Source organism: Pinirhizobacter sp. (assembly GCF_036499745.1).
Taxonomy (GTDB): domain Bacteria; phylum Pseudomonadota; class Gammaproteobacteria; order Xanthomonadales; family Rhodanobacteraceae; genus Pinirhizobacter.
In genome coordinates, this window is sequence record NZ_DASYDG010000001.1 from 1 (window position 1) to 16671 (window position 16671).

Genomic DNA, 16671 nt, shown 5'->3' on the forward strand with positions numbered 1-16671 from the left:
TACTGCTGGCGAATGACGGTTTGCGCCGGGCGAGGTTGTCGGTGGTGATGGTGATGGCCGGGGAAAGCGCTGGTGCCGGGCCCGGGTTACGCCACAGCTTGCCGATGTCGGCCAGGCGCTCGAGTACGTTCGGATCGAACAGGCCATCGCGGTTGGGTGCGCAGTTGAGGATCAGGTTGCAATGGTTGTCGTTGAAGGGCCGCAGCCATTCATCCACGATCTGTGCCGCCGGACGCAGCGCCTGGCCGGGGTAGTCGGTTTTCCAGAACCAGTCGCTTTGCAGCGTGGTACCCGACTGCGAGGGGATGGCACTGCCAGCTGGGATCTTCTGCCCGGCATGCTGCTCGTATTGCTTGATGTCGGTGTAATACAGGGCCGGGCCGGGATAACGGCCGGCGTTGTGGTCGGCCACCAGGCAATCGGGCTGCAGTGATTTCACCAGGTCGTGAATTTCCCTGTAGGGCAGCTGGTCGTAGCCGATGCGCGACCACGAGGCGTTCCAGCCGTCGAAGATCAACGCTGGAATCGGCCCGTAGTGGGTAAGCAGTTCCGTGAGCTGGGCCTTGATGAGGTCGATGCCCTCGCGGGTGACCACGCCGGCTCGGATGTCGTCGCGCAGGTCAAGCATCGAAAAATACAGGCAAGGCTTCAGCCCGGCCTTTCGAAATGCATCCACGTAAAGGCGCACGATGTCGTGGCGATACCCGGACTGCATCACATTGGCGCTGCGCGTCTTCGTTGGCCACAGGCAGAAGCCGTCATGGTGCTTGGTGGTAAGGCAGCCGTAGCCCATGTTGGCCGATCGCGCGGCACGGGCCCATTGGCCGGCATCGAGGTGGCGCGGGTTGAACATGGCGGGCGACGCCTTCGGGTCGCCCCACTCGCGCTGTTGGTAAGTGGCCATGTTCAAGTGGATGAACATGCCAAAGCGCAGGTCGAGGAAGGCCTGTTGGGCCCGAAGCAATCGGTTGTCGCGCACAGGCGTTGAAGCGGCCATAGCCCATGTCATCGAACCGGTGGGCAGGCCGGCCAGCAAACCGGCGCCGGCGATGGTGCGGGTGAATTCTCGTCGGTTCATCACATGAGTTTGGCATGGACATCCGTTGCTGGGAGCCGACACCCAAAACTTCACAACGTCTTCACAACGTGCGCCGCGCTTTCGTAAAATTCCCGCGCCGCGTAATCTCATTGCCTGGCCAATGAAGACGGGTGGGCAATGGACGTGCAACACGATGAGGTGGGCATCGAGCAAGGCGTGGCATTGCCAAAGACGCCAACAGGCATCGACGGCCTCGATGCCCTGACATTCGGTGGCCTGCCCACCGGACGGCCCACGCTGATGTGCGGCTCGGCCGGCTGCGGCAAGACACTCTTCGGCATGACCTTCCTGGTGAACGGCGCCAGGCGTTTTGGCGAGCCTGGCGTGTTCATGAGCTTCGAGGAACGGGCACGCGACCTCTCCGTGAACGTTGCCTCTCTTGGCTACGATGTCGATGCGCTGGTAGCCGCCGGCAAGCTCGTGGTCGACCACGTGCATATCGAGCGCGCCGAGATCGAGCACAGCGGTGAATACGACCTGGAGGGCCTGTTCGTCCGGCTGAACCATGCCATCGATTCAGTGGGTGCCAAACGGGTGGTACTCGATACCATCGAGGCGCTTTTTGCGGGCCTGGAAGACACCGCCATCCTGCGCGCGGAACTACGCCGTCTTTTCGCCTGGCTCAAGGACAAGGGTGTCACCGCCATCATCACCGGTGAGCGCGGCGAAGGCCAGCTTACCCGGTATGGCATCGAGGAATATGTTTCCGACTGCGTGCTGCTGCTGGACAACCGGGTGATCGACCAGGTCACTACGCGTCGCCTTCGCGTAGTCAAGTACCGCGGCTCGGCGCATGGCACCAATGAGTACCCCTTCCTGATCGACGGGGAAGGGATCAGCGTGCTGCCGATCACTTCCGCGGGACTGGCTCACCCGGTTTCGCACGAAGCGGTCTCCACCGGCGTTCCAGGGCTCGATGCCATGCTCGGCATCAAGGGATTCTTCCGCGGCTCAAGCATCCTGCTATCCGGGCTTGCCGGCACGGGTAAGTCGACCTTCGGCGCCGCCTTCGTCGATGCCGCCTGCCGCCGCGGCGAGCGTTGCCTGTTCTTCGCCTTCGAGGAATCCCCCGGGCAGATCGTGCGCAATATGGATTCGGTGGGTATCAAATTGAGGACACACCTGGATTCAGGCCTGCTGCAATTCGAGGCAGCGCGCCCTAGCCTGTACGGTTTCGAGATGCACCTGGCACGGATGAACCGTGACATCGAGCGTTTCAAGCCATCGGTGGTGGTGGTGGATCCGATTTCCGCCTTCCGTGGCCCATCGATGGAGATCCACGCCACGCTGATCCGCCTGGCCGATATCCTCAAAAGCCAGGGCATCACCACGATGTTCACCAGCCTCTCGACGGCCAACGACCAGATGAGCGAGGGTGAACGCAGCGTATCGTCGCTGATGGATACCTGGATCTCGCTCAGCGACATGGAGGCCAACGGCGAGCGCAACCGCGTCCTGTACCTGCTCAAGTCACGTGGCATGAACCACTCCAAGCAGCTTCGGGAATATCGTCTTACCGACCATGGCGTTGAAATGATCGATGCCTATGTCGGGCCGCATGGCGTGCTTACCGGTACCGCGCGCGTGGTGCAGGAAGCACGCGAGAGGGATGCCGACCTCGCCCGCCAGCAAGCTGTCGAACGCAGGCGCCGTGAGCTGGCGCGGAAGCGCGCCGCCATCGAGCGCGAAGTGGCCGAGAAGATGTCCCTGCTCGAAGCAGAAGAACAGGAGATAGCGACGATGCTCGAGCAGGACGAGGCGCGTGAGCAAAGCATCACCGACGACCGCGTGCGAATGGCCCGGCTCCGAGGGGACAGCACATGAGCGTTGGGATCACGTCCGAAGGCCTGACTGAGGATGGTTCGTACAACCTGCGCCTGTATGTGGCCGGGCAGACGCCCAAGTCCCTGCTCGCCATCGCCAACCTCAAGAAGCTGTGCGAGGAACACCTGGCCGGCCGTTACCACATTGAAGTGGTGGATTTGCTGGTAACACCGCAACTGGCCGCCGGCGACCAGATCGTGGCACTGCCCACGCTGATCCGCACCCTTCCGCCGCCACTCAAACGCGTGATCGGCGACCTCTCCGACACCGAGAAAGTGCTGGTGGGCCTGGATATCCGACGCCGGGATCTCAACTGATGACCGATGACACCGCCACCCTGCCGCACGCGCCCCGCTATAAGCTCCGCCTGTTCATCACCGGATCCACGCCACGCTCGACCGCCGCGATCCAGAACATGCGGCGCATCTGCGCCGAGCGCCTGCAAGGCGACTACGACCTGGAGGTGATCGACGTGTACCAGCACCCGGAGGCCACGCGCGATTACCAGATCGTGGCCACGCCTACGCTGGTCAAGGTATTGCCCGAGCCCTTGCGCAAGATCATCGGCGATCTTTCCGATCGCGAGCGCGTGCTGGCCGGGCTGAACCTCGCGCCAGAGCCATAAGCCGCCACGCATGGATCCGCCCTCCCCTCTGCCACTGAGCCAGGCCCGCTTCGACGAACTGCTCGAGCGCCTGCGCGAGGCCGAAGAAACCCTCGATGCCATCCGTCATGGCGAAGTTGACGCCGTGGTCGTGGGTGGTAGCAGCGGGCAGAAGGTATATACGCTCGAGAATGCCGACCGCCCCTATCGCGTGATCATCGAGCAGATGCGCGAGGGCGCGGTGACGCTGTCGGCCGACGGCACTATCCTGTACTGCAACGAACGCTTCGCCGCCATGCTCGGCCACGCGCGTGAATTGTTGATCGGGCGCGAGATGTTGCACTTCATCGCTCCTGCGGATACTCCCGTCTTCAACGATCTGATGGCGCAGGGCAACGCCGGCGGCCGCAGCGCGGAACTATCGCTGGTCGACACTGGCAGCACCCGGGTTCCGGTGAATTTCTCCGTCGTGGACCTGGATATGGGACGGGACGCTGCACGACTGTTGTGCGGCGTGGTTACCGATCTCACCCGCAGCCGGGAGCGTAGCCATGAACTGGCCGCGGCCAACGCCCGCCTGGCCGCGGAAATCGACGAACGGCGCCGTGCCGAGGAAGGCCTCGAGTTGGCGCTCGATGCCGCCGGCATGGGTGGCTGGGACCTCGATCTCGCGCGCGGCCTGATCCATGGCTCGCGGCGTTTCGACGAAATTTTCGGCCGGGAGGGAACAGCCGGCCCCTGGACGTTCGAAGGGTTGCTGGCATGTTTCCTGCCTGAAGACCGACCAGCGGTGCGGGCCGGCTTCGACGCCGCGCGCAGGGCGGGGTCGGTCGAGTTCGAGTTGCGCATAGAACGCCTTGCCGACGGCGTGCAACGTTGGATACACGTCAAGGGCCGCATGCATCACCAGGAAGGCCATGGTGGCCTGCTGGCGGGCGTGGTGTCCGATGTCACCGCGCGAAGAATGACCGAGCAGCAACTGCGCCAGGCGCAAAAAATGGAAGCCATCGGCCAGCTTACCGGCGGCATCGCGCATGATTTCAACAACCTCCTTATGGTGATTGGCGGAAGCATGGACATGCTTGAGGAGAACATGCCTTCCGATGAGCGCTCCCAGCGTTATTTCACTGCCGCGCGCCAGGGCGTGGAGCGCGGCGCGCTGCTGAACCGGCAGCTCCTGGCGTTTTCCCGCCAGCAGGACCTGCGGGTGGAAACCGTCTGCATCGACGAACGGATGCGCAGCTTCCAGGGCCTTCTCGAGCGCGCGCTCGGCGAGACGATCACTCTGGAGCTGATCGATCCCGCGGAACGCTGGCTGTGCACTACCGATCCCCACCAGTTGGAGACGGCGATATTGAACCTGGCAATCAACGCGCGCGACGCCATGCCCCATGGCGGCGCGGTGTCGATCGGTACCGAGCGTACAACCGTCGACACAGAGCGCGCGCAGGTGGTGGGTGCGGCAGCCGGGCACTACGTGGCTGTGTCTGTTAGCGACACGGGCGCTGGCATGACCCCGGACATCGCCGCGAAGGTTTTCGAACCCTTCTTCACTACCAAGGACGTGGGCAAGGGCACGGGACTTGGCTTGAGCCAGGTATACGGATTCGTGCGACAGTCCGATGGCTTCGTGACCGTCGACAGCACGCCGGGCCGGGGTACCACGGTGACGCTGCATTTTCCCGTGACCTGCGACGCGGAGAGGGCGCAGGTCACGGATGATGTCGCAGTTACCTTGCGCGGCACGGCCAATGTGCTGGTAGTCGAGGACGATGCCGCCGTGCGGGACATCGCCGTGCGCTCCCTCGGAGAACTTGGCTACACCGTATTCGAGGCCAGCCACGCGCAGGCGGCGCTGGACGTGATCGCCAGCGGCGTGCGCATCGATCTGTTGTTCTCCGACGTGATCATGCCCGGCGACATCGGCGGCGTGGAACTGGTGCAACGCCTGCGCCAGTCGCATCCGGCCATGGCCTTGCTCCTGGCTTCCGGCTATACCGGCCAGGCGGTGGCGACACAGCCCCGTCCAGCCGACGTCCAGCTCCTGGCCAAGCCCTATACGCGAGCCACGCTGTCGGTAGCTGTGAACACTGCGTTGCAAAGAGCAAGCGCGTGGCTCAGGGACCCAGGCCGGCCGGGCGCGTAGAACCGGCCAACGTCTACCGGGCTGTCGATCGATCGGTATGCAGACGTTCGCCCGGAATGCCTGCTAGCATCGGCGGCGGGGGATCTCGAGGGGGAACGCAATGCGCAGATTCGTTTCGTTTGCGGTGCTTGCCATGCTCACCGGCTGCGTTCACCACGACACCACATCACCGCCGCACGACATCGATCGCGCAGCGCTGGATGCAAGGACCACCCAGCTGATGCACGATGCCCACGTGACTGGCCTTGGGCTGGCGGTGATCCACGATGGGCGGGTGGTTTATCTCAAGGGTTACGGCATGCGTGATGTCGCGCAGCAGCTTCCCATGCAGGTGGACACCGTGATCTATGGGGCTTCGCTTACCAAAGCAGCGTTCGCTTATGCAGTCATGGGCCTGGTTGACCAGGGCAAGCTTGCGCCGGATGCATCTATCGCCGGCATGCTGCCCAAGCCGCTTCCATCCTACGAGAAATACTCAGACCTTGCCGGCGACGAGCGCTGGCGGAAGCTCACCCCGCGCATTCTGCTTAACCACACCACCGGCTTTGCCAATTTTCGCTACCTGCAGCCGGGCAAGGACTACGACCCCAACGGCAAGCTGATGTTCTATTTCGATCCGGGCACGCGCTTTGCCTACTCAGGCGAAGGCATCAACCTGATGCAGTTCGTGCTGGAAGAAGGCATGGGCGCAGACGTGGCCACCTTGATGCACGACCGCCTGTTCGTTCCTTTCGATATGCCCCGCACCTCGCTGACGTGGCGCGACGACTTCAGCGGCAACCTGGCCATCGGCTACGACGAGAACGGCAAGGCACTTGGGCACAAAAAGCGAAGCAGCGTACGGGCCGCCGGATCGATGGATACCACCCTGCACGACTACGCGAACCTGGCTGCCGCCATGGTGCGCGGCGATGGCCTGTCACCAGCGGCGTACAAGGCATGGCTGGCGCCCTCGATACGCATCCACTCGCTGCAACAATTCCCCACCATGGGCATGCCCGACACCACGGACAACGACGGCATCGGCCTTGGCTACGCCTGGGGCATAGGACGCTTTGAATCACCCGATGGTCCGGCCTATTTCAAGGAAGGCCACGATGACGGCGCCAACAACCTCATGGTGTGCGTGGTCCGGTCACGCGATTGCGTGCTGCTATTGAGCAACAGCTCCAACGGCGAATCGATATTCCCGGCGATGGTCGAGGCGGTGCTGGGAAAGACCTGCTTCCCGTTCTATTGGAACAGCTATATCCCGTACGACCATCCTGAGTGGCGCAAGGAGCCGTTTGCACCGTGTACGCGGCTGCCGTGAGCCCGATCGTTTCTCAAGCGAAGCGCCGGGTGATCCAGTCGATGAACACGCGAACGCGTGGCGACAGTTGCCGGCTATGCGGATAGAGCACCGACACCGGCGTCGGTGACGGCGGAAACCGGGGCAATACCTCCACCAGTGCGCCCGTCGCCAGCGCTTCGGCCACGTGGTATCGCGGCATTTGCGCCAGGCCCAGGCCCAGCTCGCAAGCCGCGGCATAGGTCTCGGCGCCCACCACGGTTACCGTGGCGGGAAGCCGTACTTCCCGGGCCACGCCGTCGATGGTGAACTCCAGAGGCAACACCGCGCCGGTGGCCGTGGAGACGAAGCCGACCACCTGATGCCCTTCGAGGTCGTCGATGCCCTGTGGCATGCCGCGCTGGGCCAGGTACGCTGGACTTGCCACAGTCACCTCATCGAGCAGGCACACTTGCCGCCCCACCATCGCGCTGTCGTGCAAGCGGCCGGCGCGCAACACGCAATCCACACCTTCGCGTACCAGGTCTACCAGGCGGTCGCCTTCGCCGATGTGCAGTTGCAGGTCGGGATATTCGGCGAGGAAGGATGGCAGCGCGGGCATCAGGAAATGCCGCGCCATCACGCCGTGGACGTCGATGCGTAACTGCCCTCGCGGCTTGGCGTCAGTGAACACCGCATCGGCTTCCTCCACCTCGGCCAGGATCGCAACGCATCGACGGTGATAGGCCTCGCCATCCAGGGTGGCCCGCACGTGGCGCGTGGTCCGCTGCAGCAGCCGCACGCCCAGTCGTTTCTCCAGCGCCTTGATCGCCTGGGTGGCGGTGGAGCGCGGGATATCCATGTCCAGCGCGGCCAGGGTAAAGCTTTGCCGCTCGACGATCCGGGTGAACAAGTGCATGACATCCAGGCGATCCATTGTTTGTCCTGATGGAATTGTATTGGCCGTTTTCGGCAGATTATTCCCGGTGGGGAAAAGAGGAAAGTGTCTCCACGCCAGCAACCGCCGGCTCGGAGAAGAGGAGACACCCATGAACACCACCCACAGCAAGGTCGCCCTGGTTACCGGCGCTTCCCGCGGCATCGGCGCAGCCATCGCCGCCCGCCTGGCCGCCGACGGCTTTACCGTCATCGTCAATTACTCTGGCAAAGCCGCCCCGGCCGAAGCGCTGGTGCGCCAGATCGAACAGGCCGGCGGAAAGGCCGTGGCGGCCCAGGCCGATGTGAGCAATGCGGCCGACGTGCGCCGCATGTTCGATGCGGCCGAGTCGACCTTTGGTGGCGTCGACGTGCTCGTGAACAACGCCGGCATCATGTCGCTGGCCAAGGTCGCCGAGGTCAACGACGAAGCCATCGACCGCCTGCTGGCGGTGAACCTCAAGGGCAGCATCAACACCATGCGCGAGGCGGCGACGCGATTGCGCGATGGCGGTCGCATTGTCAATTTCTCCAGCTCCGTCGTTGGCTTGTACCAGCCCACGTACGGTGTTTACGCCGCCACCAAAGCCGGCGTGGAGGCCCTCACCCATGTGCTGGCCGGGGAGCTTCGCGGACGCAACATCACGGTGAACGCCGTAGCCCCGGGCCCCACCGCCACGGATCTGTTCCTTGACGGCAAGAGCGCTGAGCTGATCGAGCGCCTGTCCAAACTCGCCCCACTTGAACGCCTGGGCCAGCCCGCAGACATCGCCAACACCGTGGCGTTCCTCGCCGGTGCCGATGGCGCGTGGATCAACGGCCAGGTGCTTCGCGCCAACGGCGGAATCATCTGAACCACCTTTCCCAACGCCTTCCCTGCATCAAGGAATACCGTCATGAAGAATGTCATCGTCATCACCGGCGCATCCAGTGGTTTCGGCGCGCTCACCGCCGGCGCCCTCGCCGGCGCCGGCCATATCGTCTACGCCGGCATGCGCGAAACCACCGGCCGGAATGCCCCGCAGGTCAAGGCCGCGGGTGAACCGCGCCGCGCTCCCGCAATTGCGTAAACAGGGCAACGGCCTGGTGGTATGGGTGTCCTCCAGCAGCACGCGTGGCGACCAGGCGCGTGTGGCTGAAATAAAAAAGGGGAGCCGGCGACCGGCTCCCCTTCGGGTATTGCACTTGCGCAGGCTCGATCAGAAGAACGAAGCGCCCACCGTGATCATGATGGTGCGCGGCTCCAGCAGCGAGTAATACGGCGCCGAGGCGAACAGCACCTTGCCGTTCACGTCGGTTTCCTTGCCGGGGTTGGAGGCAATGAATGACGTACCGTTGTTGGCGTTGGTGAACGCCTTGTGGTCGGTGAGGTTGTCCAGGTTGATCTTGATGTACGGCTTGCGGAACCAGGTCTCGAAGTCGGCGAAGTTGAAGCCAGCCGACAGGCCCAGCGTGGTGTAGCCGCCGGCCTTCTCGGTGTTCATGTAGTCACCGTAGAACGAGCTGTGCGACTTGGCCGAGAGCGTGGCCCAGAACGAACTGTCGTCGTAGCTCAGTGCGGCGTAGCCCAGGTTGCGCGGCGTGTTGTAGAGATCCTTGCCCTTCAGCGGGTAAACGCCATCGTCGCCGGTGTCGAGGTTGGATTCGATCTTCGACTGCGTGTAGGTATATGAACCGTACAGGCTCCAGTGGTCGGCAAACCGCCAGGTGGCTTCGCCATCGACGCCCTGCATCTTCACCTTGGGAATTTCGGTGTAGAAGGTCTCGCCAGTGAATTGGTCGAAGCCCGATTCCTGCTTGTTGTTGAAGTTCGAGCGATACAGCATCACGCTGCCAGCGAAGTTATCGCCGTAGTAACGGTAGCCCAGGTCGTTGTTCCAGGCCGATTCCGGCTTGTTCGCGGCGCGGCCGGTCACCGTGTTCAGGAACACCGCCGTGTTCGGCGGAACGCGGAAGGTCTTGCCGATGCCGTAGAAGATCTGGCTGTTCGCATCGGGCGCGAACTTGACGCCGGCGGTGGGCAGGAATTTGTGGAAGTTGTAATCCAGGCCATCGCCGCCGATCTGGCTGAACTTGGGCGAGGAGTTGAAGAGCGAGCCCGGGTATTCGTAGGCAAAGCCCGAACGCTCCACGTGCAGGTAGGCGCCACCGGCGGTAAAGGTCCAGTAGTCGTTCGGCGTCCAGGTATCGGTAGCGAAGGCCTTCTTCGTTTCGGTCAAGGTGAATTCGTCGTACGTTTTCTGCGCTTCACCATTGGGGTAGACGATGAAGTCCGAATCGCCCCACTTGTTGATCGGTGCGCCGGTGTTGTAGTCGGCCAGGCTGAAGGCCTGACTCTGTTCCTGGCGCGTGCGCTCGTACCACACGCCGTATTCCAGTGCGTTGGTATCGGAAAGATCCTGATTGAACTTGGCGATCACACCAGGACGATATGTGGTGGAGCTACTGAAGCCGTACGCCAGGGCTTTCTTGCCATTCGGGCCGGTGATGATCGCGCCGTCCTGGTTCAGGTCCTGGTTGGCCGATTCAAACGACGGCTTGGTCGACGTGCTTTCTGCGAAGAAGCTGTTGCCGGTGCCCGAACCGCCATCGCCATACTGGAAGTACGGCACAACCGACAAATGCAGGGTGTCGCTGAAGGTGAACTCGCCATCAGCGCTGGCCATCAGGCTGCTGAATGGGTTGGCATGCAGCTGCCAGTAGTTGGTATCGAGCGAACCCGGCTTGTAGGTTTCGTCGTAATCGTAGTGGTAGCCGTGCTGGGCCACGTTGGCCTTGGTCGGGCCGAAGTAGAGGTACTTCACTTCGCGGTTGTACTGCAGGGAGCCGGTGATCGAGTTGTTGTCGTCGATGGTCCACACCGTCTTGGCATCGACCTTGTTCACCTTGGCCTTGCCCTGGCCGCGCCATTTGTCGTCGGAGTTGTCGGACCAGGAAATCCACGAACGCGACGGACCCAGGTCGCCGGTGTTCAGGCGGAAGAAGGTACGGCGGTAGTTGTTGTTGCCGACCGACTGGGAGAAATCCACGCCGGCGGTGTGGGTGGGATCGATCGTGGTCCAGGCGATATGGCCGCCGGCGGCGCCGGAATCGGGCATGTCCACATCGGGAATGCCCTGCAGCACGGTGATGTCGCCCATGTTCTCCGAGTCGCCGTATTCGGTGGCGTACACGCGGTAGGAACCTGAGTCGTTGATCGGTGCGCCGTTGACCGAGGCACCGATCTCGTCACCGGTGAAGCCACGGATGGAGTAGTTGCCGTCGTTGAGGCCGGTCACATCGTCCGTGGAGGAGTTCACACCAGGGATGCTCTGGATCAACTGGGTGAAGTTCGAGCCTGGCGAGGCTTTGACAATGGCCTCACGGCTGATCGTGGATACCGCCTTGGGGGCCGTCTGCACGGACATCAGGCCGCTGGCCATGGTCGCGGCATGCGCGGTGACGGTCACCGCCTGCAGCTGCTGCGCCCTCTGGGTGTCGTTGGAAGTGGTGGTGTTCGACGTGGTCGACACGCTGTTGCGGACCGGCGGGGTCTTGGAGTCGGTCGATTGCGGGTCGGCCGACTGGGCCAGGGCGGACCCGGCAAAAAGGGTGGCTGCAATAACGAGATAGAGGTGGTTTCTATTCATGGTTTTATTTGTCTTTCCGGTGAGCTAAGGCGTGGCAAGTTATTTCGAACCGGTCGCAAGGAAAAACGCTTCCCCAAGGCACAAAAAAGCCCAACCGGCTAGGTCAGGCAACTTGTTGCGAAATTCGTATTTAATTGCGCGGCGATAAGCCCCCTTGAGCTCATCGCCATTGTGTGAAGAAGTTAGCACGATAAGGCGGCTTTTTTACAGTGTCTTTACATCCGCGAAACGACTCGTACAGGCGCAGTTTGCGCAGGGGGCCCATCGCGGCTATACACAAGCCATTGACGATAGGAATCGAAGGTATGACCGCGACGGCAGCGCGGCCACCTGCGGGGTCGGGGCAGTCGTGGCGAAGAACGTTTTCGACGATGGCGATGCTGATGATCGCCTGCGTTCCCGCGTGGCTGGGCGCTGCAGCCGCGCCCGATGCCAATCCGATCCCGATCCGCTTCGGCATCCTGCCCATCGGCAGTGCCGCGGAATCGCGCGCCCAGTGGGCACCGCTGCTTGAGGACATTGCCAAACGGCTCGGCCACCCGGTGTCGTCGGTGTCGGTCTCCAGCTACGCGGGCCTGTCGGGCGCGATGTCGACGGGCAGCGTCGACGTCGCCTTCGTCTCAGGCCGACTGGCCGTGGAAGCGGTCTCGCGCCAGCACATGCACGTGGTGGCGCAGTTCGTCCGGGACGATGGCGTGGCGGGCAATTATGCCCTGCTGATCGTCCGGGCGTCCTCGCCCATCCAGGACATCGAAAGCCTGCTGGCCAACCCGGGCCGCTGGCGCTACGCGCGAGGCGAACCGCTGTCGGTGACCGGCTACGTGGCGCCCGAGGCGCAGCTGTTCGCTCCACGCGGAATCAATTCGGACACGTTCTTCTCCAGCGTGCGCGTGGGCAACCACCAGGACAACGCGCTGGCGGTAGTCAACCGCGAAGTGGACGTCGCCAGCGGCAACAACCCGGACCTGGACCTCTTCACCCGCCACTTCCCGCACGAAGCAGCGCAGTTGCGGGTGATCTGGCGTTCGACACTGATTCCCGCAGGCGTGCTGGTAGTGCGTGATGCGATGGATGAGCCCCTGCAGGATCAGCTGGTGGCCCTGATGCGAAACTACGGCAAGCAGGCCGATGCCAACGGCGAACGCGAACGGTCGAATCTTTCGCGCATTCCCGACCTTGCGCATTTCGTGCCGGCCGACAACCGTGCACTGAAGCCCTTCGTGGACATGGATTACACCCTTGCCTACCAGCAGGCCGAGCACGGCCGCTGGGTAAACGACGCAGCGCGCCAGGCGCGGCTGAAGCAGGTGGAAGGCGATTATCGTAAGGCGTTGCAGGCCCTGGAACCGACGGCGCGGCCCCCGCACGGAAATGGGGAAAAGAGCGCATCCGTGCGCGAAGGCTCTCCGTAAGTAATCCCGGACCCGGCAACTCCACGGGCAGTCCAGTCTATGGGCTGGTTCGCACGAACCTGCACGCCGTTTTGACGAAAGCGCACAGCAGGCTGATCAATCCGGCAGGATTGATCAGCCTGCCTAGACCATCACACAGCGGTTCCGACCCGCGCGCTTGGCCTCGTAGAGGGCCCGGTCGGCACGTTCGAACGCAGCCGCCGGCGTGTCGGGCATCTGGAAGCAGGTGATGCCACCGGACATGGTCACCGTGATCGGGCGCTTGCTGGCATGGAATCCCAGGCCGGCCACGGCACGGCACAGATCCTCGGCCACAAGTAGCGCTTCACTTCGTTCCAGGCCGTCAAACACCGCGGCGAATTCCTCGCCGCCGTAACGGGCGATGAAATACCGGCCCGCCGCATGGGCGCTAAGCGCTTTGCCTACGATGCGCAGCACCGCGTCACCCGCGGCATGGCCGTAGCTGTCGTTTATCGCCTTGAAATGATCGATATCGAAGGCCGCCACGCACACATGCTGGCGCTCACCCTGCCAGCGGCGGTGTACTTCGTCCACGTGGCGCTCGTAAGCCAGGCGGTTGGGCATCGCGGTAAGCGGATCGGTCAATGCCAGTTCGTGTTCGCGGGCCAGGGATTCCTGCAGGCGCAAGGCCTGCGTCTCCAGTTCCACCAGCCGCCCCTGCATGCTGGCGCTGCGCGCGCGGAATTCCTCGGCTCGGGCATCCTGGCGCTCGCGGTATTCGCGGAAGTGCTGGTCGATCAGGGTAAGGCGCGAACTCACCTGTTCCTGCAGCTCGGCAAGGCTGGTGGCGTCGCGCGCAGTCTGGTTCAACAACGCCATTTCGTCGCGGACCGTGGTGTCCAGTGCCTCGCCTTCGGCGAGTTCGAGTGACTGTTCCTGCATGCCCATCTCGAGGAAATGGGTCATTTCCTCCAACCGGCCACTCACCTGTTCGAGCAAGGCCTGCAGGTTGTCGATGTCGGCGCGCAGGCTGTCGCGCTGGCGGTTGACCAGGTTGGCCACGGCTTCCGCCAGTACCGGCATGGCCGCCTCATCGTCAGCCGGTGTCGCGGCCAGTTGCGCGCGAATGTCCACCGCCTCCTCGGCCAGGGAAGGAATAAGCACCACGCGAAGAAGGGTTTCACGCAGGGCTTCAGGCCATGACGGGCCGATCTGGGTTCCCGCACCGCCGGCAAGGGCCTGGCGCGGCAGGCCATCGAGCCGCGCCACCGCGTCGCCCAACTCATCCACCAGCGGTGCCAGGCCCGCGCCGGCACTGGAACGGCGCACCGCATCGGTCACGCGTTCAAGCAAGCCATCGAGCGCATCGTCCCGGCCTCGGGCCAGCAGCAACAAACGGCTGGCAACGCGGCGCAGCTGTTCCTCAAGCTGGCGGAAAGAAGCTTCCTCGCGCTCCATCCGCTCAAGGGCGAGATGGTACTTGCGCTCGAAATGATCTGGTTCCAAGAGGTTCCCCCGACGGTGGTCCGTGCGGGGGAAATATACGACGCATTGGCCTAGCTTGTGGGCTGGGCAGCACCGGAGTTGATGGCTTCGTCGATGGCTTGCTGTATCCGGCCCTGCGCCTTGAGCTCTGCTTCGTGCTGCTGCTGACCCAATTGAGCCTGTTTGTGGCCGAGCACGCTCTGCTGATCGGACAACGGACGCTGCAGCTCGGCCAGTGCATTCTGCTTCGAAGCTAGTTCTTTCATCTTCACGGCATCCGGCTGGCCGTGCTCGGCGAAGTTCGCCTGGAGCGTGCCCAGCTGGGCCTGTTGTTCGCCGATCTTTGCCTGTTGATCGCCGAGCCTGGACTGCTCATCGCCCAATGCGGACTGCTTGTCTCCCAAGTCCCGCACCGGGGCGAGCGCGTCGATAATGCCGCCGATGACCTTCGGGTCGTGGCTTACGTAGGTCTTGCCACCGCGGCGCATCCAGGCCACCGGTTCACCCCGGCCACGCACGCGTTCGGCGTCCGCTATGTCGCGCTGGGTGCCGCTGACGAACGCCGTATTGTGGTCGTACACCGCGTATGCCGCGCCGTGCGATTCGGAACTGATGGTGATCCTGGATTCGGCGTAGGCGTGGTCACCCGGCGGGGGAGGTGGCGGTGGCGGCGGAGGCGCCGGAGCCTCGGGCGGCGGAGGCGGTGGCGGGGGCGGCACGTGGGGATTGACTCGAGGGACCGGGGCGACGCGCGGCAAAGGGGTGGCGCGCATGGCGGGAGTAGCAGGCATCGCAGGCGTTGCAGGCGTTGCAGGCGTTGCAGGCGTTGCCGGAGTCGCAGGCGTTGCGGGTGTGACCGGCGTCTCCTGTACCCAGGACGCAGCGATCGGTTCAAGCGTGGTGGAAGGATCGGCCGTCCGCGCCGTCACCCGGTAGGGCAGCACCAGCGTGGCGGCGATGACGGTGAGGATGGCCCAGCCGAGCGCGCGGCGCGCCGGACGGGAAGCTGAATCCTGGAGCATGACGAGTCTCCTCTTGAGATTCCTGTAAGTGGTGGAGGCCGTCCCCAGACCCGAAGCGTGCCCGTGCGATACGCCAAGGCGCAGCAACAGGCGTGCATAACCTTCGGCGGCGGCGTTGCAGTCCACGACGTGCGCATCGCAGGCGGCTTCGCGGCTCAAGGCATATTCGGCGACGGCCAGGTGGGCCAGCGGATGGAAGAAGAAGAGGCGCCGGCCAAGCTCGGGGATCCAGCCAAGCCAGAGGTCAGCACGACGCACGTGCGCAAACTCGTGGCCGAGCGCCATGGCCAGTTCGTCGGCCGAGAGCACACCGGCGGGCGGTAGCAGTACCACCGGGCGCAAGGCGCCGATGGCCAGGCCGCCGACCACGTACGGCGCATCGATCGAAGGCCCCACGCGAAGTGCGGGCACGCGGGCAAGGCCGATCGCCGAGGCTGCATGGCGGGCCATGGCGAGTGTCGCTTCGTCACGAACAGGCGCACAGGCGGCCACCATTTTGCGCGTGGCCATCCACCCGGCGGCCAGCCGCCCGAATTGCCACGCCACGATGGCGAACCATGCGCCAACCACAGCCAGTGCCCAAGGCAGCGGCGCGGAGGCTTCCGGCAGCACCAGGGGGGCCGTGCCTGTCGCCAACGGTGACAAGGTCAGCGTGGCCGCATGGGCCGTCGCCTCAGGCGCGGCCAGCCATGCAAGTTCCACCGGCACCGGCAGGCACAGCCCCAGCAACAGTTGCAGGCCTGAGAGCCACCACAAATGGCAGCGCACGGCCGCCGGCAGGCGCGGACCGAACCGCCCCACCATCCACACCAGGCCCACCAGCAGCACGGCCTGGGCCGACGTCCAGCCCAGTCGAAGCAGGACCTCGCGCGCGAAATCGTCGAACGTGTTCATGCGTCGCCTCCGGTTTTCGTACGCAGCTTGTCCACCAGCGCTTCAAGTTCGGCCAGTTCGTCCCGGCTCACTTCACCGCGTTCGCTCATCCATGCCACGAAGGGCGACACCGAGCCCTGCAGCTGCGTGCGCACGAAGTTGTCCACCGCGCCGCGCATCACTTCCACCGGGCCTGACGTGGTGCTGTAGCGATAAACCCCGTGTACGCGCCGGCGGCCGAGGAAGCCCTTCTCGCGAAGGCGCTCCATCATGGTCAATACCGTGGACCGGGCCAGGCCCTGGGGTTCGCCGAAACCGCTCACGACATCAGCCACGGTGGCGCCGCCGCGCTCGTCGACGTGGCTGAGCAAGGCAAGTTCTCGCTCGCCGATGGTCTTTCGCTGCTGCAT

The 16671-nt window shown here is 63.9% G+C and carries 13 protein-coding genes and 1 pseudogene; 8 read left to right on the forward strand and 6 right to left on the reverse strand.

All coding sequences use genetic code 11. The features are described 5' to 3' along the window. Positions 1 to 1078: alpha-L-fucosidase (locus VGM61_RS00005; RefSeq protein WP_331520636.1), on the reverse strand; the 1078-nt coding region annotated here is incomplete at its 3' end. Positions 1079 to 1216: 138 nt separating this feature from the next. Here VGM61_RS00005 and kaiC point away from each other — a divergent pair. The 5 genes from kaiC (at position 1217) to VGM61_RS00030 (ending at position 6985) form a co-directional block, all read left to right on the forward strand. Then, entirely contained in the window at positions 1217 to 2923 is a 1707-nt protein-coding gene (kaiC, locus tag VGM61_RS00010) for a circadian clock protein KaiC (protein WP_331520637.1), read from the forward strand. Next, the gene (locus VGM61_RS00015; protein ID WP_331520638.1) at positions 2920 to 3240 is read left to right on the forward strand and encodes a circadian clock KaiB family protein; all 321 of its coding nucleotides are present in this window, start codon (positions 2920 to 2922) and stop codon (positions 3238 to 3240) included. The genes kaiC and VGM61_RS00015 overlap by 4 nt, the downstream gene beginning before the upstream one ends. After that, positions 3240 to 3548, forward strand: coding sequence for a circadian clock KaiB family protein (locus VGM61_RS00020; RefSeq protein WP_331520639.1), 309 nt, complete (start codon positions 3240 to 3242; stop codon positions 3546 to 3548). The genes VGM61_RS00015 and VGM61_RS00020 overlap by 1 nt, the downstream gene beginning before the upstream one ends. A 10-nt stretch (positions 3549 to 3558) precedes the next feature. Continuing rightward, complete coding sequence (locus VGM61_RS00025; RefSeq protein WP_331520640.1) at positions 3559 to 5673, forward strand: ATP-binding protein; 2115 nt, start codon at positions 3559 to 3561, stop codon at positions 5671 to 5673. A 100-nt stretch (positions 5674 to 5773) separates the two neighbouring features. Continuing rightward, positions 5774 to 6985: a serine hydrolase domain-containing protein gene (locus VGM61_RS00030; protein ID WP_331520641.1), complete on the forward strand. Its 1212-nt coding sequence runs from the start codon at positions 5774 to 5776 to the stop codon at positions 6983 to 6985. Between the two features lie 13 nt (positions 6986 to 6998). On the opposite strand, the gene VGM61_RS00035 is transcribed toward VGM61_RS00030, so the two are convergent. Beyond that, positions 6999 to 7880: a LysR family transcriptional regulator gene (locus tag VGM61_RS00035; RefSeq protein ID WP_331520642.1), complete on the reverse strand. Its 882-nt coding sequence runs from the start codon at positions 7878 to 7880 to the stop codon at positions 6999 to 7001. Positions 7881 to 7992: 112 nt separating this feature from the next. Here VGM61_RS00035 and VGM61_RS00040 point away from each other — a divergent pair, with 112 nt between their 5' ends. Together VGM61_RS00040 and VGM61_RS00045 are read left to right on the forward strand one after the other, a co-directional pair. After that, on the forward strand, positions 7993 to 8733 hold the full coding sequence (locus tag VGM61_RS00040) for an SDR family oxidoreductase (protein WP_331520643.1): 741 nt from the start codon (positions 7993 to 7995) through the stop codon (positions 8731 to 8733). A gap of 42 nt (positions 8734 to 8775) precedes the next feature. Beyond that, a pseudogene (locus tag VGM61_RS00045) lies at positions 8776 to 8998 on the forward strand (hypothetical protein); the annotation flags it as partial. A gap of 80 nt (positions 8999 to 9078) precedes the next feature. On the opposite strand, the gene VGM61_RS00050 reads toward VGM61_RS00045, so the two are convergent. Further along, the gene (locus tag VGM61_RS00050) at positions 9079 to 11508 is read right to left on the reverse strand and encodes a TonB-dependent receptor (RefSeq protein WP_331520644.1); all 2430 of its coding nucleotides are present in this window, start codon (positions 11506 to 11508) and stop codon (positions 9079 to 9081) included. A gap of 371 nt (positions 11509 to 11879) precedes the next feature. Here VGM61_RS00050 and phnD point away from each other — a divergent pair, with 371 nt between their 5' ends. After that, a complete protein-coding gene (gene phnD, locus VGM61_RS00055) occupies positions 11880 to 12920 on the forward strand; it encodes a phosphate/phosphite/phosphonate ABC transporter substrate-binding protein (protein WP_331520645.1) in 1041 nt (346 codons plus the stop codon). A gap of 123 nt (positions 12921 to 13043) precedes the next feature. Here phnD and VGM61_RS00060 read toward each other — a convergent pair whose 3' ends face one another. From VGM61_RS00060 to VGM61_RS00070, 3 genes are read right to left on the reverse strand one after another with little or no spacing between them, the layout of a single operon-like run. Then, on the reverse strand, positions 13044 to 14387 hold the full coding sequence (locus VGM61_RS00060; RefSeq protein ID WP_331520646.1) for a diguanylate cyclase: 1344 nt from the start codon (positions 14385 to 14387) through the stop codon (positions 13044 to 13046). 50 nt (positions 14388 to 14437) lie between these two features. Further along, on the reverse strand, positions 14438 to 16282 hold the full coding sequence (locus VGM61_RS00065; protein WP_331520647.1) for a M56 family metallopeptidase: 1845 nt from the start codon (positions 16280 to 16282) through the stop codon (positions 14438 to 14440). Then, entirely contained in the window at positions 16279 to 16671 is a 393-nt protein-coding gene (locus tag VGM61_RS00070) for a BlaI/MecI/CopY family transcriptional regulator (protein WP_331520648.1), read from the reverse strand. Before VGM61_RS00070 ends, VGM61_RS00065 begins: the two co-directional genes overlap by 4 nt.